Source organism: Saccharothrix sp. HUAS TT1, assembly GCF_040744945.1.
Classification (GTDB): domain Bacteria; phylum Actinomycetota; class Actinomycetes; order Mycobacteriales; family Pseudonocardiaceae; genus Actinosynnema.
In genome coordinates this window covers 8,362,490-8,380,805 of sequence record NZ_CP160453.1, presented here as the reverse complement: position 1 = coordinate 8,380,805, position 18,316 = coordinate 8,362,490, and the positions used below count along the sequence as shown (strand labels likewise).

The 18,316-nt window shown below is 71.8% G+C and carries 19 protein-coding genes; 9 read left to right on the top strand and 10 right to left on the bottom strand.

All coding sequences use genetic code 11. The features are described 5' to 3' along the window. Nucleotides 1-20 precede the first annotated feature (20 nt). Nucleotides 21-1,949 carry an asparagine synthase (glutamine-hydrolyzing) gene (gene asnB, locus AB0F89_RS36735; RefSeq protein WP_367131008.1) on the bottom strand — a complete coding sequence of 643 codons (1,929 nt, stop codon included), beginning with the start codon at nt 1,947-1,949 and terminating at the stop codon, nt 21-23. A gap of 209 nt (nt 1,950-2,158) precedes the next feature. Here asnB and coxB point away from each other — a divergent pair, with 209 nt between their 5' ends. Beyond that, the gene (coxB, locus tag AB0F89_RS36730) at nt 2,159-3,091 is read left to right on the top strand and encodes a cytochrome c oxidase subunit II (RefSeq protein WP_367131006.1); all 933 of its coding nucleotides are present in this window, start codon (nt 2,159-2,161) and stop codon (nt 3,089-3,091) included. 12 nt (nt 3,092-3,103) lie between these two features. Next, nucleotides 3,104-3,520 (top strand): cytochrome c oxidase subunit 4, encoded by a 417-nt coding sequence (locus AB0F89_RS36725; RefSeq protein ID WP_367131004.1) that lies wholly within the window; start codon nt 3,104-3,106, stop codon nt 3,518-3,520. 50 nt (nt 3,521-3,570) lie between these two features. Here the strand turns inward: AB0F89_RS36725 and AB0F89_RS36720 are convergent, their stop codons facing one another. The 6 genes from AB0F89_RS36720 to AB0F89_RS36695 all read right to left on the bottom strand — a co-directional run bounded on the left by AB0F89_RS36720 (nt 3,571) and on the right by AB0F89_RS36695 (nt 6,990). Then, nucleotides 3,571-4,236, bottom strand: coding sequence for a lysophospholipid acyltransferase family protein (locus tag AB0F89_RS36720; RefSeq protein ID WP_367131002.1), 666 nt, complete (start codon nt 4,234-4,236; stop codon nt 3,571-3,573). Between the two features lie 23 nt (nt 4,237-4,259). Next, nucleotides 4,260-4,709, bottom strand: coding sequence for a hypothetical protein (locus AB0F89_RS36715; protein ID WP_367131000.1), 450 nt, complete (start codon nt 4,707-4,709; stop codon nt 4,260-4,262). 39 nt (nt 4,710-4,748) lie between these two features. Then, nucleotides 4,749-4,931, bottom strand: a complete 183-nt coding sequence (locus AB0F89_RS36710) for a hypothetical protein (protein WP_367130998.1) — start codon at nt 4,929-4,931, stop codon at nt 4,749-4,751. A 143-nt stretch (nt 4,932-5,074) separates the two neighbouring features. Continuing rightward, nucleotides 5,075-6,130, bottom strand: a complete 1,056-nt coding sequence (trpD, locus tag AB0F89_RS36705) for an anthranilate phosphoribosyltransferase (protein WP_367130996.1) — start codon at nt 6,128-6,130, stop codon at nt 5,075-5,077. A 5-nt stretch (nt 6,131-6,135) separates the two neighbouring features. Then, nucleotides 6,136-6,546 carry a hypothetical protein gene (locus tag AB0F89_RS36700; RefSeq protein WP_367130994.1) on the bottom strand — a complete coding sequence of 137 codons (411 nt, stop codon included), beginning with the start codon at nt 6,544-6,546 and terminating at the stop codon, nt 6,136-6,138. Between the two features lie 51 nt (nt 6,547-6,597). Beyond that, nucleotides 6,598-6,990, bottom strand: coding sequence for a hypothetical protein (locus AB0F89_RS36695; protein WP_367130992.1), 393 nt, complete (start codon nt 6,988-6,990; stop codon nt 6,598-6,600). A gap of 84 nt (nt 6,991-7,074) precedes the next feature. Here AB0F89_RS36695 and AB0F89_RS36690 point away from each other — a divergent pair, with 84 nt between their 5' ends. From AB0F89_RS36690 to AB0F89_RS36675, 4 genes are read left to right on the top strand one after another with little or no spacing between them, the layout of a single operon-like run. Continuing rightward, nucleotides 7,075-7,683, top strand: coding sequence for a heme-copper oxidase subunit III (locus tag AB0F89_RS36690; RefSeq protein WP_367130991.1), 609 nt, complete (start codon nt 7,075-7,077; stop codon nt 7,681-7,683). Between the two features lie 44 nt (nt 7,684-7,727). Then, nucleotides 7,728-8,537 (top strand): c-type cytochrome, encoded by an 810-nt coding sequence (locus AB0F89_RS36685; protein ID WP_367130989.1) that lies wholly within the window; start codon nt 7,728-7,730, stop codon nt 8,535-8,537. Beyond that, nucleotides 8,534-9,658, top strand: coding sequence for a ubiquinol-cytochrome c reductase iron-sulfur subunit (locus AB0F89_RS36680; protein ID WP_367130988.1), 1,125 nt, complete (start codon nt 8,534-8,536; stop codon nt 9,656-9,658). Before AB0F89_RS36685 ends, AB0F89_RS36680 begins: the two co-directional genes overlap by 4 nt. Continuing rightward, complete coding sequence (locus tag AB0F89_RS36675; RefSeq protein WP_367130986.1) at nt 9,655-11,325, top strand: cytochrome bc complex cytochrome b subunit; 1,671 nt, start codon at nt 9,655-9,657, stop codon at nt 11,323-11,325. The genes AB0F89_RS36680 and AB0F89_RS36675 overlap by 4 nt, the downstream gene beginning before the upstream one ends. Nucleotides 11,326-11,395: 70 nt before the next feature. Here AB0F89_RS36675 and AB0F89_RS36670 read toward each other — a convergent pair whose 3' ends face one another. From AB0F89_RS36670 to AB0F89_RS36660, 3 genes are all read right to left on the bottom strand, one after another. Then, nucleotides 11,396-11,572, bottom strand: coding sequence for an Imm1 family immunity protein (locus AB0F89_RS36670; protein ID WP_367130984.1), 177 nt, complete (start codon nt 11,570-11,572; stop codon nt 11,396-11,398). 574 nt (nt 11,573-12,146) lie between these two features. Next, on the bottom strand, nt 12,147-12,431 hold the full coding sequence (locus AB0F89_RS36665) for an Lrp/AsnC family transcriptional regulator (RefSeq protein WP_367130982.1): 285 nt from the start codon (nt 12,429-12,431) through the stop codon (nt 12,147-12,149). A gap of 43 nt (nt 12,432-12,474) precedes the next feature. Further along, a complete protein-coding gene (locus AB0F89_RS36660; protein WP_367130980.1) occupies nt 12,475-14,178 on the bottom strand; it encodes a DEDD exonuclease domain-containing protein in 1,704 nt (567 codons plus the stop codon). Between the two features lie 168 nt (nt 14,179-14,346). Here AB0F89_RS36660 and AB0F89_RS36655 point away from each other — a divergent pair, with 168 nt between their 5' ends. From AB0F89_RS36655 to AB0F89_RS36645, 3 genes are all read left to right on the top strand, one after another. Continuing rightward, the gene (locus tag AB0F89_RS36655) at nt 14,347-15,657 is read left to right on the top strand and encodes an NYN domain-containing protein (RefSeq protein WP_367139160.1); all 1,311 of its coding nucleotides are present in this window, start codon (nt 14,347-14,349) and stop codon (nt 15,655-15,657) included. Between the two features lie 297 nt (nt 15,658-15,954). After that, a complete protein-coding gene (locus AB0F89_RS36650; protein WP_367130978.1) occupies nt 15,955-16,995 on the top strand; it encodes an NlpC/P60 family protein in 1,041 nt (346 codons plus the stop codon). Between the two features lie 61 nt (nt 16,996-17,056). Further along, complete coding sequence (locus AB0F89_RS36645) at nt 17,057-18,313, top strand: hypothetical protein (RefSeq protein WP_367130976.1); 1,257 nt, start codon at nt 17,057-17,059, stop codon at nt 18,311-18,313. The last annotated feature ends 3 nt before the right edge of the window (nt 18,314-18,316 follow it).

Below are 18,316 nucleotides of genomic sequence, written 5' to 3'. Positions count from 1 at the left end.
CGGGGGCCTTCGCGGTGGGACTAGAGCTTGACGGGGTAGTGCGGCTCCGGGACGACCGGGCGGATCCGGCCCTCCACGAAGATCCCGTGCCAGATCATGAACACCAGCAGCGCCCAGATCCGCCTGCTGTGGTCCGCGACACCGGACCGGTGCTCCTCGATGACCCGCAGCACCGCGTTCTTGTCGATGTACTGGTCGGTCTGCGACTGGCGGACGGTGTCCACCGCCCACTCGTGCATCTCGTCCTTCAGCCAGTGCCGGATCGGCACCGGGAAGCCGAGCTTGCGCCGGTTGAGCACGTGCGCGGGCACGATGTCGCGGATCGCCCGGCGCAGCGCGTGCTTGGTGGTCTCCCTGGTCAGCTTCAGCTCCGACGGCACCTGCGACGCGATCCGGAACACCTCGGGGTCCAGGAACGGCACCCGCAGCTCCAGCGAGTTCGCCATCGTCATCTTGTCGGCCTTGACCAGGATGTCGCCGCGCAACCAGGTGAACAGGTCGACGTGCTGCATCCGCGTCACCGGGTCCCAGCCCTCGGACTCCCGGTACACGTGCGCGGTCACGTCCTTGTGCGACACGTTCGGGTCGTACGTGCGCAGCACCTGCCGCAGCTGGTCGTCCATGAAGATCCGCGCGTTGCCGTAGTAGCGCTCCTCCAGCGTGAGCGCGCCCCGCCGCAGCAGGTCCTTGCCGCGCACGCCCTGCGGGATCTTCGTGGACACCTTGCCCATGGCCTTGCGCAGCGCGCCCGGCACCTTCTCGAACGGCGCCAGCGACAGCGGCTCGCGGTAGATCGTGTAGCCGCCGAACAGCTCGTCCGCGCCCTCGCCCGACAGCACGACCTTCACGTGCTCGCGCGCCTCGCGGGCGATGAACCACAGCGGCACCAGCGCCGGGTCCGCCACCGGGTCGTCCAGGTACCAGGTGATCAGCGGCAGCGCGTCCATCATCTCCTGCGCCGTCACCGCCCGGACCACGTGCTTCACCCCGATCGCGGCGGCCGACTCGGCGGCCACGTCGATCTCGGAGTAGCCCTGCCGCTCGAACCCGGTGGTGAACGTGATCAGGTCCGGGTTGTGCTCCTTGGCCAGCGCCGCGACCACGGTCGAGTCGATGCCGCCGGACAGGAACGAGCCGACCGTCACGTCCGCCCGCATGTGCTTGGCGACCGAGTCGCGCAGCGCCTCGGTGATCTCGTCGTACAGCCGGTTCTCGTCCGCGTCGCCGCGCACCGCGCGCGGCCGGAACGTGGCCGGGAAGTACCGCTCGACCACCGGCGTGCCGCCCGGCTTGAGCGTGAACGACGTGCCCGACTCGATCCGGTGGATCTCGGTCTGCAGCGACTCCGGCTCCGGCACGTACTGCAGGATCAGGTAGTGCTGCAGCGCCTTCTCGTCCACCCGCGGCCGGATGCCGATCGCCGGCGCCAGCTCCAGCACCGACTTCTTCTCGCTGGAGAACGCCACGCCGCCCGGGCCGGCCGCGTAGTACAGCGGCTTGATGCCGAACGGGTCGCGCGCGCCGAACACCACCCGGCGCGCCTTGTCCCAGATCAGGAACGCGAACATGCCGCGCAGCCGGGCCACCGCGGCCGGGCCCCAGTAGTGGTAGGCCGCCACGATCGTCTCGGTGTCGCCGTCGGTGGCGAACACCGCGCCGAACTGCTTGGTCAGCTCCGCGCGCAGCTCCACGTAGTTGTAGATCTCGCCGTTGAACAGGATCGCGTACCGACCCTGCTGGTCGTGCGGCCCCCAGTGCAGGGGCTGGTGCGAGTGCTCGATGTCGATGATGGACAGCCGGTTGAAGCCGAAGACGACCTCACCGCCCTGCCAGGTGCCGCTCTCGTCGGGGCCGCGGTGGCGCATGCAGCGCAGTGCCCCCGCCACCGCCGAGCGCGCCCGCTCGGCCTCGTTCTCGCCAGGGCAAACCAGTCCTACCAGGCCGCACACGCCGTAACACCCTTCGTGTCGTGTGGAGAAGAGTCCAGTATGCCGGGGTGCCCGTGTGTGACCGAAACTGCACTCCACGGGGACGGCCCCCGAGGGGTGACCTGCCGTGCGCTGAGCTACGCTCCCGCATGATCCGGCACGGGGCCCAAGGCGGCCCCTGCCTGCGAGCTTTGAGTAGCGGTTGAGGGCGACTGAGGAGGCGGCGAGCAGTGGGCCTGAAGGAGGGCACCAGGGCAGCCCGGCTGGCGAAGGTCGGCGGGCTGGTCGGCCTGGTCGGCGTCGGGGCCACGGGTTGCTCCACGGAAGAGGTGCTGCGCTTCGGCTGGCCGGTGGCCGTGACGCCGCAGGCCGAGGCGATGCGCGAGCTGTGGACCTGGTCGGTCGTCGCGGCGCTGGCGGTCGGCGTGATCGTGTGGGGCCTGATCCTCTGGTCGGTCGCGTTCCACCGCAAGAAGAGCGAGGAGCTGCCCCGCCAGGTCGCCTACAACCTGCCGCTGGAGCTCGTGCTGCTGGTCGTGCCGACGATCATCGTCGCGGTGCTGTTCTACTTCACCGCCGTGACGCAGAACTACGTCACGGACAAGTCCGAGGACCCGGACGTGACGGTCGACGTGATCGCCTTCCAGTGGAACTGGGAGTTCCGGTACCCGGAGTTCAAGACCGAGGAAGGCGACCTGCCGGTGAGCACCGTCGGCACGTCCGGCGAGATCCCGCTGCTGGTCCTGCCGCAGGGCAGGTCGGTCCGGTTCAACCTGGAGTCGACCGACGTCATCCACTCGTTCTACGTGCCCGAGTTCCACTTCAAGCGGGACGTCTTCCCGGAGCCGAAGAAGAACAACCAGGACAACGCGTTCCAGATCGACCAGATCGACCGGACCGGGTCCTTCGTCGGCCGCTGCGCCGAGCTGTGCGGCGTCTACCACGCGGTGATGAACTTCGAGGTCAGGGCGCTGGAGCAGGCCGACTTCGACCGCTACATCGAACTGCGGCAGCAGACGAACGCCGACACCGGCCAGCCGTACACGGCGGCCGAGGCGCTGACCGAGCTGGACTGCGGTGAGCTGTGCACGCCGCACGCCGTGACGACCAAGCCCTTCGACACCGACCGGACTGTCCGCGAGGCGTCCGACGGTGGGAAGTAGGAGGACGCTGCGATGAAGGTCGAAGCCCGCATTTTTGACTTGGTGATGGCGTTCTCGTTCCTGGTGGCCGTCGTGTACGGCTACTGGACGTGGGCGGACACCGGCGCCGTCGAGCCGACCGGCACGGTGGCGCTGGCCCTGACCGGCGGCCTGGCGCTGATCGTCGGCACGTACTTCCGGTTCGTCGCCCGGCGCATCGAGGTGCGGCCCGAGGACAACGCGGACGCCGAGGTCAGCGACGGCGCCGGTGAGCTGGGCTTCTTCAGCCCCGGCAGCTACTGGCCGATCGGCCTGGCGGCGGCGGCCGCGACGGCGGGCGTGGCGATGGCGTTCTGGCACGTGTGGCTGCTGGTGATCGCCGTCGTGCTGCTGCTGATCGCCGTCGGCGGCCTGGTGTTCGAGTACCACACCGGTCCGAGCCACGACTGAGCACTGATCGTCGAAGGGGGTCACCCGGTCGGGTGGCCCCCTTTCGCGTGTCAGGCGGCTTTCGAGTTCTGGTAGCGGTCCACGTACTCCTGTTCGGACAGTTCCAGGATGCGGTAGACGATCTCGTCGGTGACCGAGCGCAGCACCGGCAGCGACTCCTGCATGCCCGCGTAGCGGTCGAAGCGCAGCGGCCGGCCGAACCGGACGGTCACCGGGTGGACGCGCGGCAGCCTGCGGTCGACCGGCTGCACCTGGTCGGTGCCGATGAGGCCGACCGGGACGACTGGCGCGCCGGACTCCAGCGCCATCCGGGCCACGCCGGTGCGGCCGCGGTGCAGCCGGCCGTCCAGCGAGCGCGTGCCCTCCGGGTAGATGGCGAACGCGCCGCCGCCGTCCAGGATCTCCTTCGCGGTGTCCAGCGAGGCCCTGGCGGCCCGGCCGAGGCCGCGGCGCACCGGCACGTGGCCCAGCGAGCCGAAGAAGTAGCGGGAGAGAGCGCCCTTGACGCCCTTGCCCTCGAAGTACTCGGCCTTGGCCAGGAACGACACGCGGCGCGGCACCACCATGGGGATGACGATGCTGTCGATGAACGACAGGTGGTTCGGCGCGAGGATCACCGGACCGTCGACGGGCACGTTCTCCAACCCCTCGACCGTCGGCCGGTAGACCAGCCGCGCCGTGGGCGCCACCACTCGCTTCATGACCGTGTAGAGCATGCTCACAGCATGACCGGTCGCTGTTACCCGGCGGTGAAAAGGTGGTCGTCGTCTCGGCCCGGGTGGGGCAGTTCCGCGCACAGGCAGCCGATGCCCTTGTCGACCCACTCGCGACCGGACCACTCCGGGCGCCGCTCGACCACCGGCGCCGCGACCTCGGCGGCGATCGCCTCCTCGGCCATGCCCGCGGCGCTGCGCGACCACGTCTCGTCGCGCAGCAGCCGGAGGTGGTCGCAGGCTTCGGTCAGCAGCCGGGCGCCGCCCACGTCGCCGGGCCCGGGAACGACGGTCCGCGCGCCCTCGGCGACGAGGCGGTCCAGCACCGCGAGCCAGCGGGCGCCGGAGACGTCGGCGAGCCTGCGCGCCACCGCCGGGTCGAGGCCGCGGAACATCTCCAGGTAGCCGGGGCCCTTGCGGGCCAGGTCGTCGGCCTGGTCCCGGTTGACCAGGTAGGTCGCCGCGCCGGCGAACACCTGCGCCGAACGCGTGCTCCGGGTGGAAGTGGGTCGTGGTCAGGTCTCGACCACGAGCACCGAGTGCGTGCCGCCGATGACGCCGATGTCGGGCACGAGCGGCAGGCCGCCGTCCGGGACGACCACCAGGTCGCGGGCGAGCTGGCGGGCGTCGGTGGCGTCGACGGCGGGATCGGGCAGGGCGTGCTGGGGCAGGTCGGGCCGGGGAGTCGGTTCGGTCATGCGACCAGTCGACCCCGGCACCGGTCCGCGCGTCCAAACCGGTGCCGACCAGGCCATACCTCGCGGGTATCGCGCCTGGTGACGGACCTGCGCGAGCTGCCTTAGGGCGGGGGCGAGCGTTGACGGGGCGGGTCCGCCGGGGCTCACCCGTCGCTGAGCGCTGCCTTCAGCTCCGACGACCGCGCCGCCCACCGCCGCAGCAGGTCCGCCGCCGCGCCCGAGTCGATCGCGCCCGCGGCCCGGGCCATCGAGCCCGCCAGGTCCGCGTGCAGGTCGCCGGAGAGCCCGCCGTGCGCGGCGAGCGCGCCCGCCGCGTTGAGCAGCACCGCGTCCCGCACCGCGCCCGGCTTCCCGGCCACCAGGTCGCGCACCACCTCGGCGTTCACCGAGGCGTCGCCGCCCTTCAGGTCCTGCGGCAGCGCCGGCGCGATGCCCAGCGCCGACGGGTCGACCCGGTCGGTCCGCACCTCGCCGCCGTCGACCACCCACACCGACGTCGTCGTGGTCGTGGTGATCTCGTCCATCCCGTCGTCACCGCGCACGACCAGCATGGTGTTGCCCCGACGTGCGAAAACACCCGCGATCAGCGGCGCGAACGCCACCCGCGCGCACCCGACCAGGCCGACCTTCGGCTGCGCCGGGTTGGTCAGCGGCCCGAGCAGGTTGAACGAGGTCGGGATGCCGATCTCGCGCCGCGGCCCGCCCGCGTGCCGGAAGCCGGGGTGGAACACCGGGGCGAAGCAGAACCCGATGCCGACCTCCTCCACCGTCCGCTGCACGCCCGCCGGCGGCAGGTCGATGGCCACGCCCAGCGCTTCGAGCACGTCCGCGGTGCCGCACTGCGACGACGCCGCGCGGTTGCCGTGCTTGACCACGGGCACCCCGGCGGCGGCGGTGACGATCGCCGCCATGGTCGAGATGTTCACCGACCCGGAGTTGTCGCCGCCCGTGCCGACGATGTCCGCCGCACCCACGTCCACGGTGAACCGGCGGGCGTGCCGGAGCATCATCGACGCGATGCCGTCGACCTCCTCCGGCGTCTCGCCCTTGGCCCGCAGCGCCACCGCGAACGCGGCGATCTGCGCGGGCGTCGCGGCGCCCGACATCACCTGGTCCATCGCCCAACCGGTGTCGCCCTCGGTCAGGTCGACCCGGTCGATGAGCCGGTTCAGCAGTAACGGCCAGGTGCGTTCGTCCACGGCGGTCAGCCCCGGACGACGGGCAGCGTCGTCGAGCGCAGCACCTCGGCCACGGTCTCGGCGGCGGCCAGCGGGTCGAGCGGGTGCACCAGCACCGCGTCCGCCTGCGACCACGTGGCCAGCCAGCGGTCGTCCTTGCGGCGGACCGCGACGACGATCGGCGGGCAGTCGGTGATCTCGTTCTTGAGCTGCCGGGACAGCCCCATGCCACCGGTCGGCTGGGCCTCGCCGTCCAGGATCGCCAGGTCGACGGTGTTGTTGTCCATCTCGTACAGCACGTCGGCGATGGCGCCGACCTCGACGTACTCGACGCGGCCCAGGTCCGGCGCGGGACGGCGACCCACCGCAGTGATGATCGTCTCACGCACCTCGGGGCGGTGGCTGAACACCAGGATCCTGGTCGTCTGCGTGCTCATCGGCGCGGTCCTCCGGCGGGTCGGGGTGCCAGGTGGACTGATGCTATCCGGCTAGCGCCGCGTGACTTGCAGTGCGTCCCACCCGATCCAGTCGCCGCCCAGCCGCTGGGCCAGGCCCGCCATCCGGGCCCGCTCCCGCGCGCACCCCAGCGCGTCCAGCTCCTGCACCCGCAACGCGTGCCAGTGATCGTCCCGGCGCAGCTCCCAGCCGTCCGGCGCGAGCAGTTCGCGCGCGCGTTCTACCTGGTCAGGGGGCAGTTCGAGGTGGTGCCGGAGCACCGCGGGCCGGTCCGGGGACCACCTCGGCGACCTGGCCAGCGCGGCCGAGTCGGCCTCGGCGACGTCGAACGCCTCCACCACCACCTCCAGCCCCGGTGAATCGACCTCCAGCGCGGGTCCACCCCGTCGTGCGCGTCGATCGCGCAACCGGCTCAACCACCCCATGACCACCCTCACCCCGTGTGTGACCCAGATGACCTGCGCACGTGCCCCGGACCCGATGGGCGGAGCGAAAACCTGCAAGCAATAATGCGTCGTGTGACAACGGCAGCGCCCTCAATCGGCCAGCGCGTGCACTCGCTGAACCGCCCGAACATGGTCAGCGTCGGCACGATCGTCTGGCTGTCCAGTGAGCTCATGTTCTTCGCCGGGCTCTTCGCCATGTTCTTCACGGTGAAGGCCCAGAACGAGGGGCACTGGCCACCGGCACCCACCCACCTGAACGTGCCCTACGCACTGTTCTTCACGATCATCCTGGTGGCCTCCTCGTTCACCTGCCAGTGGGGCGTGTTCGCCGCCGAGCGCGGTGACGTGTTCGGCCTGCGCCGCTGGTACTTCGTGACGCTGGTGATGGGTGCGATCTTCGTCGCCGGCCAGGCCGGTGAGTACGTCACGCTCGTGAGCGAGGGCACGACGATCCCGGCGTCGGCCTACGGCACCGTGTTCTACCTGACGACCGGCTTCCACGGCCTGCACGTGATCGGTGGTCTGATCGCGTTCGGCTACCTGCTGGTCCGCACGAAGCTGAGCAAGTTCACGCCCGCGCAGGCGACCTCCGCGATCGTCGTGTCGTACTACTGGCACTTCGTCGACGTCGTCTGGATCGGCCTGTTCGCCATCATCTACATCGTGCCCTGACCAGCTCGAACCCCGAACTCACACCAGCAAGGGTTGCCGCACACATGACCACCAACACCACACGGGCCCGGAAGCGCGGCACCAAGCTGCGCAGGCGGATCTCGGGCCTGCTCGCGCTGGGCTTCGCGCTGCTGGCCGCGGGCTTCCTGTTCAGCGCCCTCGCGCCGCAGCCGCAGACCGCGCAGGCGCAGGACGACCCGGCGCAGGTGCGACTGGGCGAGCAGCTCTACAACAACGCCTGCATCACCTGCCACGGCAAGAACCTCGACGGCGTCGAGGACCGCGGCCCGAGCCTCATCGGCGTCGGCGAGGCGGCCGTGTACTTCCAGGTGTCCTCCGGCCGCATGCCGATGGCCCGCCAGGAGGCGCAGGCGCAGCGCAAGCCCGCCAAGTTCACGCCCGAGGAGGTGGACGCGCTCGGCGCGTTCATCCAGTCCCGCGGCGGCGGCCCGCAGAACCCCGAGGAGCGCGGTGAGGCGCTGCGCGGCGAGGACCCGGCCCGCGGCGGCGAGCTGTTCCGGTTGAACTGCGCGGCGTGCCACAACTTCACCGGTCGCGGCGGGGCGCTGTCGTCCGGCAAGTTCGCACCCGAGCTGGACGGCGTGACCGAGGAGCAGATCTACACCGCGATGCTCTCGGGTCCGCAGAACATGCCGAAGTTCTCCGACCGGCAGCTCACGCCGGAGGAGAAGGAAGACATCATCGCGTACATCAAGTCGGTGACCGACGGTAACAACAACCCCGGCGGTGCCTCCCTCGGCGGCTTCGGGCCGGTACCGGAGGGACTGATCGCGTTCATCGTGGGTATCGCCGCCCTGATCGGCGTGACCCTCTGGATCGGAGCCAAGGCATGAGCGGCGAGAAGCCGACCACCGTGCCCGGTGAGGCCGAACTCGCCGGCATGAGCAGGGACGAGCTGGTCAAGCTCGGCACGAACCTGGACGGCGTGGAGCTGGTCCACTACGAGGAGCGCTGGCCGGTCAAGGGCACGCGCGCGGAGAAGCGCGCGGAGCGCCTCGTGGCGCTGTGGTTCCTCATCGCCGCCCTCGGCGGCATCGCGTTCCTGGTCGCCTTCATCTGGTGGCCGTGGAAGTACGAGGCCCCGAACACCGAGCACCACTTCCTGTACAGCCTGTACACGCCGGTCATCGGCCTGACCCTGGGCATCGCGGTCCTGGGCCTGGGCGTCGGCGCGCTGCTCTACACGAAGAAGTTCATCCCGGAGGAGCTGGCCGTCCAGCAGCGCCACGACGGGGGGTCCTCCGAGGTCGACAAGGCCACCGTGCTGGCCGAGCTGGCCGACGCGGGCGAGCGGTCCACCCTCGGCCGCCGGTCGCTCATCAAGCGCACCGCGGGCCTCGGCGCCGGCGTGTTCGGCCTGGGTGTCCTGGCCGTGCCGCTGGGCGGCCTGATCCGCGACCCCTGGGCCGACAGCGACTCCAAGGACTCGCTGTGGCACACCGGCTGGAAGTCGGAGAACGGCGAGAAGGTCTACCTGCGCAACTACACCGGCGACCCGCACGAGGTCGTCCTGGTGCGCCCCGAGGACCTGGACGCGGGCGGTTACATGACGGTCTTCCCGTTCCGGGAGTCGGAGCGGGAGGACGAGCACGCGCTCATCGTGGCGACCAAGCGGGTCGACAACCCGGTCCTGCTGCTCAAGTTCCGCCCGAACCAGCAGATCGTGAAGCGCGCGGGCCAGGAAGACTTCAACTACGGCGACCTGTACGCGTACTCGAAGATCTGCACCCACCTCGGGTGCCCGGCCTCGCTGTACGAGCAGCAGACCGGCCTGCTCCTGTGCCCCTGCCACCAGTCGCAGTTCGACGTCTTCCACTACGGCAAGCCCCGGTTCGGCCCGGCGACCCGTGCCCTGCCGCAGCTTCCGATCACGGTGGACGAGGACGGATACTTGATTGCCCGCAGCGATTTCATCGAGGCTGTGGGTCCGGCGTTCTGGGAGCGTAAGTCATGAGCGGCATCACCACGCCGACGAAGCGGCAGGGCGCGGGCGCCCGCGCGGCGGGTGGCGCCGCCAAGTGGGCCGATGACCGGTACCACATGGCCGGTGGCATCCGGAAGCAGCTGAACAAGGTCTTCCCCACGCACTGGTCGTTCCTGCTGGGCGAGATCGCGCTGTACAGCTTCATCATCCTGCTGCTGTCCGGCACGTACCTCGCGCTCTTCTTCGACCCGTCGATGGAAGAGATCATCTACGACGGCGTGTTCACGAACCTCCAGGGCATCCCGATGTCCCGGGCGTTCGAGTCGACCCTGGAGATCTCGTTCGAGGTCCGCGGTGGTCTGTTCGTCCGCCAGGTGCACCACTGGGCCGCGCTGCTGTTCATGGCCGCGATCGTCGTGCACATGTTCCGGATCTTCTTCACCGGCGCGTTCCGGCGCCCGCGTGAGATCAACTGGGTCATCGGCATCCTGCTGTTCATGCTGGGCGCGATCGAGGGCTTCCTCGGCTACTCGCTGCCCGACGACCTGCTGTCCGGCACCGGCCTGCGGGTGATGGCGGCGCTGATGCTGTCGTTCCCGGTGGTCGGCACCTGGATCAACTGGCTGGCGTTCGGCGGCGAGTTCCCCGGCACGGAGATCATCCCGAGGCTCTACACGCTGCACATCCTGGTCATCCCGGCCATCATCCTGGCGCTGATCGCGGTGCACCTCGGCCTGGTCTGGTACCAGAAGCACACCCAGTTCCCGGGGGTGGGCCGCAAGGAGAACAACGTCGTCGGCGTGCGCATCATGCCGGTGTTCGCGGCCAAGGGCGGCGGCTTCTTCGCCGTCGTCGTGGCGGTCACGGCCATCATGGGCGGCGTCTTCCAGATCAACCCGATCTGGAACCTCGGCCCGTACAACGCGGGCCAGGTGTCCGCGGGCGTGCAGCCCGACTGGTACATGGGCTGGACCGACGGCCTGATCCGGCTGTGGCCCGCGTGGGAGCTGTACCTGGGCAACTACACGGTGCCCGAGCCGTTCCTGCCGTTCATGCTGGGCCTGCCGCTGCTGACCGGCATCGCGGCCGTGTACCCGTGGATCGAGCGCAAGCTGACCAAGGACTACGCGCACCACAACCTGCTCCAGCGCCCGCGTGACGTGCCGGTCCGGACGTCGCTCGGCATGATGGCGATCGCGTACTTCATGGTGCTGCTGATCTCGGGCGGCAACGACATCATCGCGCTGAAGTTCGACATCTCGCTGAACGCGATGACGTGGATGGGCCGCATCGGCATGCTCCTCGTCCCGCCGCTGACGTACCTCATCACCTACCGCATCTGCATCGGCTTGCAGCGGGCGGACCGCGAGGTGCTGGAGCACGGCGTCGAGACGGGCATCATCAAGCGCCTGCCGCACGGCGAGTTCATCGAGGTGCACCAGCCGCTCGGCCCGGTGGACGACCACGGCCACCCGCTGGAGCTGGCCTACCAGGGCGCTCCGGTGCCGAAGAAGATGAACAAGCTGGGGTCGGCCGGCCACCCGGTGCCGGGCAGCTTCATGACCCCGGACCCGCCGGAGGAGACCTCCGCCCTGGCGCGGGCCCGTGCCCGGCACGGCGTCTCCGGCGACTCCCTGTCCGCCGAGAACAAGCCCGCGGGCGAGCTGGCCGGGAAACCGTCCCAGCCCGAGGACTGACCGCAGGACGACGAGAGGGCCCCGCACCTGATGCCAGGTGCGGGGCCCTTCCGCGTGGTCGGTCGCCGGCTCACCCGGCGGTCTGCCACTCAATGCCCTCGGGACGTCGTCCGGTCGTCAGGTAGTCGACCACCGCCGCTTCCAGCTCTGCCACCGGCAGCTCCGCGTGCGGCGGGAACTCGCTGTCCGCCGGAGGGCTGTCCTCCCCGGCGTAGCGCAGGCCCCCCTTGTCCCCGTCGATCCCCACCGTCAGCTCCGATGCCCAGGGGTCATCCATCGGCGGGCACGACCGTCACGAGCAGGGCAGTGCCCGCCGAGCACTTCGCCCGCACGGCTGCGAACAGGTCCCGGACGTCGTCGGGAGTGGTCACGACAACCGGATCGGCTGTGTGCTGCTTCTCGTAGTAGGCGTTCAGCGCTTGCGCCGCGGTGGGGTGGCCCCTCCTCGGTGTGAGCCGCGATGTCGGGCAGTCCGCGTCGGAACCCTGTGGCGGGAAAAGTTCCCTCGCGCTCGTCCAGGCGTCCGCCGTAACGGCTCACCAGCGGACGCACCTCCCGTCAGGGGTGATCCACCTGCCGTGCGTCTTCTGCCCGGTGTTGGGCATCACGGGCGGCGGCAACTCGCGCCGCAGTCGTTCGACCCCGCTCGGCGTGATCGCGGGCGGGTGGTCTGGCTCGGCCCCGGAGGGTCGAGGGCTGGGCCGGCCGGGAAGTGAAGTCCTCGGCGGCTTTCACGGCTTCGTCGAGCAACGGCCGCGTCGGATTCGAGGTGGCGCGCACCCGCCACCGCGCGAGCCGTCACCGATCGGGTGAGGGCTGGGTCAGGCGTCTTCCAGGCCGATGGCGAAGGCCGCGTCGGTGTCCCGCTTCGAGTACGACCGGAACGAGATGTGGGTGTCCGTGTTCAGCACGCCGGGCACCTTGGAGATGCGGCCCGGGACCAGGTCGGCCAGGTCCTCGTGCCGGGCGACCTTGACCAGCGCGATCAGGTCGACGTCGCCCGCGCACGAGTAGACCTCGGTGACGCCCTCGATGTCGGCGATCGCCTGCGCCGCGTCCGGGATGGTGTCGGCGGCGGCCTGGATCAGCACGATCGCGGTGATCACAGCGGTCCTCCACAAGTCGTCGGGGGTATCGACCGACCACATGCTAGTGGCCCGCCACCCGGTACTGGTCGCGACCGGCCTCGGCGCGGGTCACCCAGTCGCGCCACGCGCCGGCGGCGTGCGCGGGCGACGTCCACGGGCGCGCGCAGCTCACCAGCCGGGTGCCCGGCCGGTCGATCCACCGCAGCACCACGCCGACCTCCTCGGCGGGCGCGCCGAGCAGCGGGCCGTCGCCGGGCAGCACCGTCTCCGCGGCCGCCACCAGCGCGTCCACCACCGGCATCGGGCGGGTGCCGCGCCGCGCGACCCCGGCCGACGCCAGCCGCCCGTGCCGCACCACGGCGAACTCCCACCCGCCGGAGCCGTCCGGCCGCGCGGCCACCACCTCCGGCAGCGCGGCGAGGCCGGCCAGCCGCTGCGCCCGGTCCAGCGATCGCACCAGCACCGACATCCGGTCGCGGCGGGCGGCGGCGTCCTCGAAGCGGTGGGCCTCGGCGAGGGCGTCGATCTGCGCGGTGAGGCCGTGCAGCGGCGTGACGTCCGCGCCGGCGACCAGCCGCCGGAACGCGTCGGCGGCGGGGGAGTAGTCGGCCACCGGCTGCCGCCCCGCGCACGGCGCCTTGCAGCGGCCGAGTTCGAGCAGCGCGCACGGCGAGGCGGACGGGTTGCGCGCGGGGATGCGGATCGAGCACGCCCGCAGCGGCACGGCCTCCAGCACGGCCTCCAGGGCCGCCTCGGCCAGCCGCCGGGACCGGAACGGGCCGAACGCCCCCTCGCGCGGCGTGCGGACCACGGAGAGGCGCGGGAACGCCTCCTCCGTCAGCACGAGCCACCACGCCTGCGCCTGGTTCTTGGAACGCCGGTTGTACGCGGGCTTGTGCGCGGTCAGCAGCCGCAGCTCCCGCACCTCCGCCTCCAACGAGTGCGCGCACTCCACCGCGTCCACCCGGACGGCCAGCGAGACCATCTCCCGCAACCGCCGCCGACCCTCACTGGCGGTGAAGTACTGCCGCACCCGCCGCCGGAGGTCGGACGCCGTGCCGACGTACAGCACCTCCTCCGACGGGCCGCGGAACAGGTAGACGCCGGGCGTGGACGGCAGGTGCGCGGCGAGGTTGCGCTTGCGCCGCTGCGCCGGCGTCACCTCCGGCAGGTAGGCGACCAGCTCCTCCAGCGAGTGCACCCCGACCGACCCGACCCGCTCCAGCAGGTGGTGCAGCACCTCGACGGTCGCGCGGGCGTCGACCAGCGCCCGGTGGTTCGGCTGCTCGGGCACGCCGAACAGCTCGGCCAGCGCCGACAGCCGGCAGCTCGGCGCCTCGTCCCGGCTCAGCACCCGGCGGGCCAGCTTCACCGTGCACACGACGGTCGGCTTCGGCCACGTGTACCCGTGCCGGGCGCAGGCGGCCTTCATGAAGCCGACGTCGAAGCCGGAGTTGTGCGCCACCAGCACCGCGCCGGCGGCGAACTCCAGGAACGCGGGCAGCACGGCGTCCAGCCGCGGCGCGCCGGTCACCATCAGCTGGGTGATCCCGGTCAGCGCCACGACCTGCGGCGGGATGCCGCGCTCCGGGTCCACCAGGGTGCCGAACTCGCCGATCACCCGCCCGCCGCGCACCTTCACCGCGCCGATCTCGGTGATCGAGTCCTCGTCCGCCCGCCCGCCGGTGGTCTCCAGGTCGAACACGACGAACGTGGTCTCGCGCAGCGGGGTGCCCAGTTCGTCGAACGTGAGCTGAGTAGTCATCGCGCGGCACGGTAGCCGCCCCCACCGACAGTCCCGACCGACAGGCCCGTCGGCGGTCCGTCGGCGGTCCGCCGTCGAGCAGCGGTGATCGAGGACGGCGACCCCGTCGGGCACAGCTAGCCTGTACGGGTGCAAGACCCGACAGCGCCCGCCGACGGTGCCGACGACCTGGAGCCCGAGCAGGCCGTCGAGTCCACTGTGGACTGGTCCGCGCTGCCCGAACCGCTGCGGGCCAGGCTCGCGGAGCTGAGCGCGGACGCGCTGACCGACCTGGCGAAGGTGGACGTCCCGCAGTCCCTGCGCGCGGTGGCGAGGTTCGCGCCGACCAAGCGGGCCCGGCTGGGCGGCCCGGCGCTGATCGGCGGGCTGAGGGCGTCGGCGAACTTCCGCGCCGCCGTCGTGGACTGGCTGCGGAACAACCGGCCCGCGGTGCTGGAGGTGACGTCGCCGGACCCGGTGGCGGCGGGCGCGGCGGCGATCCTGCAGGGCGAGGAGGTCGCCGGCCACTTCATCGAGCTGGTCGGCAGGCGGGCGGCGGACGCGGCGCTGCGCTCCGAGCGCGACCTGGCCGTGCAGCGGCTGGAGCGCCTTGAGGTCGAGCTGGACCGGTTGAAGGCGGAACGGGCCGAGACCGGCGGCGCGGTGGACAAGATCCGCCAGGAGGCCGACGTCGAGCTGGAACGGCTGCGCAAGCGGTTGCGCGAGCAGGGCGTGCGGCTGCGCGAGGCCAAGGACCGGGCCGAGTCGGCGGCGGCCGAGGTGGAGCGGGCGCGCGCGGAGGCCGACGCCGATCTGCGCCGGCTGACCGCCGAGCGGGACCGCGAGCGCGAGCGCGCCGAGCACGAGCGGGCCAAGGCGCAGCGGGCGGTGGCCGACGCCGAGGTGGCGCGCCAGTCCGCCAGGGAGGCCCGCCAGGCCGACGAGGTGCGGTTGGCGCTGCTGGTCGACACCCTGGACGGCGCGGTGAACGGCCTGCGCCGCGAGCTGGCCCTGGGCGGCGCCGGACCGCGGCCCGCCGACCTGGTCCGGGGCGCGAGCGCGGCGCAGGGCGCGGTCGGCCGGGTGGAGGACCCGGCGGCGTTGGACCGGCTGCTGGCGCTGCCGGCCGTTCACCTGATCGTGGACGGCTACAACGTCACCAAGACGGGTTACCCGGAGCTGTCCCTCTCGGACCAGCGGGACCGGTTGGTGCACCAGTTGGCGGTGTTGGCGGCGCGCACCGGCGCGGAGGTGACGCTGGTGTTCGACGGCGCCGGCGTGGTCGCCGTGCCGACGTCCGCGCCGCGCGGGGTCCGCGTGCTGTTCAGCGATCCCGGCGTGCTGGCCGACGACGTGATCCGGGCGTTGGTGACGGCCGAGCCCGAGGGCCGTCCGGTCGTCGTGGTGACGTCCGATCGGGCGGTGGCCGACTCCGTCCGGCGGCGGGGCGCGCACCCGGTGCCGTCCGCGGTGCTGTTGGCCCGGCTGGGCCGGGTGTGACACAGATCGTGTTTTTAACACCACTGGGGGTCACACGACCAGGTCACGGCTGGACCGTTCGTGAACTCAGCGGAACAATCGTCGATTTCCCCGCCCAGCCGGTGGACGGCGGCACTCACTTTTCGTAACCTAGCCGAGATCTCGCGGCGGGCAGTGGTCCAACCTGGGCCGCGACGCGGGTTCACCGCCGAGTCGGCCTGTCGGGGAGCCGAGCCGGAACTCGAACACGAGGGCAGTCGGGTCGCGTCACGCGCCCGATCGGCAGGCGGGTCCAGATGTGAGGAGACACACGCGACTGTGGCGTCGCAACGACTCAAGCGCGGCCTGCGCGGGGCGATGGCGGCCACGGCGGTGGCCGCTGCCGCGGTGGGCGTCCTGCCCGTACCCGCCGGAGCCCAGCCGAACACCCCCGCGAACGCCTCCGAGGCGCTGAAGAAGTACAACGAGCTGGCCGAGCAGGCCACCAAGCTCAACGAAGAACTGCTGCGCGCCGAGGAGCAGCGCGACGCGAACCAGGCGGAGCTGGACAAGGCCAACGCCGACCTCGCGCAGGCGACCCAGGCGGGCGAGCAGGCCAGGACCGACGAGGAGAACTTCCGGGTCCAGGTCGACAAGCTGACCGAGGCGTCGTTCGAGGGCGCGCGGTTCAACCAGCTGTCGGCGCTGCTGGTGTCGGACTCCCAGCAGGACTTCCTCAACCGCATGTCGGCGCTCGGCGTGCTCGCCTCGGACAGCAACGAGTCCCTGGCCCGGCTCTCCGGCGCGGTCGACGCGGCCGAGGACGCGAAGAAGAACGCGGCCGACGCTCAGGGCCGCGCGCAGGCCGCCACCGACGAGGCGACCCGGATCGCCGATGACGTCAAGAAGCGGCAGACCGAGCTGCAGGGCCAGATCACCGAGGTCAAGAACCAGCTCAACCGGCTGAACGCGCAGGAGCGCAGCACGCTCACCAGCGTCGGCGAGCGGGTCAGCACCAACGTGCCCGCGGGCGCGGCGGGCGCGGCCCTCCAGTTCGCCCTCGACCAGCAGGGCGACATGTACCTGTACGGCGCGACCGGTCCGGACCGCTGGGACTGCTCCGGCCTGACGTCGAGGGCGTACGCGTACGCCGGCGTGACCATCCCGCGCACCTCCGGCGGCCAGGCGGGCGCCGGGCGGCCGATCAGCCGCGGCGAGGTCGGCCCCGGCGACCTGATCATCTACAACGGCGGCAACCACGTGGGGATGGCGGTGGACAACGGGCGGGTCGTGCACGCGTCCACCGACGGCGTCCCGGTCAAGGTCGTGTCGCTGGAGGCCCCGGGCTCGATCTACGCGATGCGCCGCATCGCGGGCTGACAGCCGTGCGCCGGCAGGGCCATCCTGGTCTGGGTGGCCCTGCCGACGACTTTGGAGGCCCGTGAGCCGCTTCAGGGTCCTGCTGGCCGCGCTGGTGGCCGCGACCTTCCTGGCCGGGCTGACCGCGGCCGTGACGCCGGCGAGCCCGACCCCGGTCGACGCCGCCGCCCCCGCTCGCGCGGACGCCGTCCGGTCGCTGCTCGACCGGCGGGCGCGAGCGCTGCTGGACCGCGACGAGACGGCGTTCACCGCGGACCTCGACCCGCTGGCCGACGCGGGGTTCCGGCAGCGGCAGCGCGACTTGTTCCGCAACCTGTCCGCCGTGCCGCTGGCCGAGTGGGCGTACGCGACCGGCGGGGCGGGCGCGGACCTGTCGTCCCTGAAAACGCCCGTCGCCGACGAGTCGTGGGCGCCGGACGTGCGGCTGGCGTACCGGCTGCGCGGCGTGGACGTCGAGCCGAGCAGCCAGGAGATGGCCTACCTGTTCACCCGGCGCGGCGACCGCTGGTACCTCAACTCCGACACCGCGCTGGAACCGCTCGGCAAGCGCACCTGGCGCGGGCCGTGGGACTTCGGGCCGTGCCAGGTGCTCACCGGCACGGGCGGGTTCGTGCTGAGCCACCCCGGCGGCGAGGCGCTGGCCGCGCGGGTGCTGGCGGAGCTGGACGGCGCCGTGACGGCGGTGACCGAGGTGTGGGGGCAGGCGTGGGCGCGCCAGGTGGCCGTCCTGATCCCGGCGAGCCAAGCCGAGGTGGTCGCGCTGGTCGGGCCGGGGTTCGCCACCGGGTCGATCGCCGGGGTGGCGGTGGCCGACCGGGTCGACCCCGACACGCGCACGGCCCGCGGCCAGCGGGTCGTGCTGAACCCGGACAGCGCCGGCGCGCTGTCGCCGCTGTCGCTGCGGGTGCTGCTGCGGCACGAGATCACGCACATCGCCGCGCGTGGCGAGACCGTGGACGGCGCGCCCATGTGGGTGCTGGAGGGGTTCGCGGACTACGTGGGCTACCGGCACAGCGACGTGCCGCTGCACCGGGCCGCGCCGCTGCTGGCCGCCCAGGTCCGGGAGGGGTTGCCGACCGCGTTGCCGTCCGACGCCGACTTCCGCGGGGCCGCGATGGAGCTGGCCTACCAGCAGTCGTGGTCGCTGCACCTGCACCTGGCGTCGGTGCTCGGCGAGCCGGGGCTGGTGAGGCTGTACCGGCGGCTGGCGCGGGTTCGGGCGTCCGAAGTGGACGGCGTGCTGGTCGAGGTGACCGGCGAGGGCGCGGCGGCGCTGGTGCGCGGGTGGCAGGACTTCCTGCGGCGCGGGTTCCCGTAACGT

Excerpts from the sequence above, each read along its gene's own strand:
- AB0F89_RS36695 (WP_367130992.1), bottom strand. The coding sequence starts at position 6,990 with ATGGGGTGGTTGAGCCGGTTGCGCGATCGACGCGCACGACGGGGTGGA.
- AB0F89_RS36725 (WP_367131004.1), top strand. The coding sequence starts at position 3,104 with ATGAAGGTCGAAGCCCGCATTTTTGACTTGGTGATGGCGTTCTCGTTC.
- AB0F89_RS36720 (WP_367131002.1), bottom strand. The coding sequence starts at position 4,236 with ATGCTCTACACGGTCATGAAGCGAGTGGTGGCGCCCACGGCGCGGCTG.
- AB0F89_RS36680 (WP_367130988.1), top strand. The coding sequence starts at position 8,534 with ATGAGCGGCGAGAAGCCGACCACCGTGCCCGGTGAGGCCGAACTCGCC.
- AB0F89_RS36685 (WP_367130989.1), top strand. The coding sequence starts at position 7,728 with ATGACCACCAACACCACACGGGCCCGGAAGCGCGGCACCAAGCTGCGC.
- AB0F89_RS36690 (WP_367130991.1), top strand. The coding sequence starts at position 7,075 with ATGCGTCGTGTGACAACGGCAGCGCCCTCAATCGGCCAGCGCGTGCAC.
- AB0F89_RS36700 (WP_367130994.1), bottom strand. The coding sequence starts at position 6,546 with ATGAGCACGCAGACGACCAGGATCCTGGTGTTCAGCCACCGCCCCGAG.
- AB0F89_RS36675 (WP_367130986.1), top strand. The coding sequence starts at position 9,655 with ATGAGCGGCATCACCACGCCGACGAAGCGGCAGGGCGCGGGCGCCCGC.
- AB0F89_RS36660 (WP_367130980.1), bottom strand. The coding sequence starts at position 14,178 with ATGACTACTCAGCTCACGTTCGACGAACTGGGCACCCCGCTGCGCGAG.
- AB0F89_RS36710 (WP_367130998.1), bottom strand. The coding sequence starts at position 4,931 with ATGACCGAACCGACTCCCCGGCCCGACCTGCCCCAGCACGCCCTGCCC.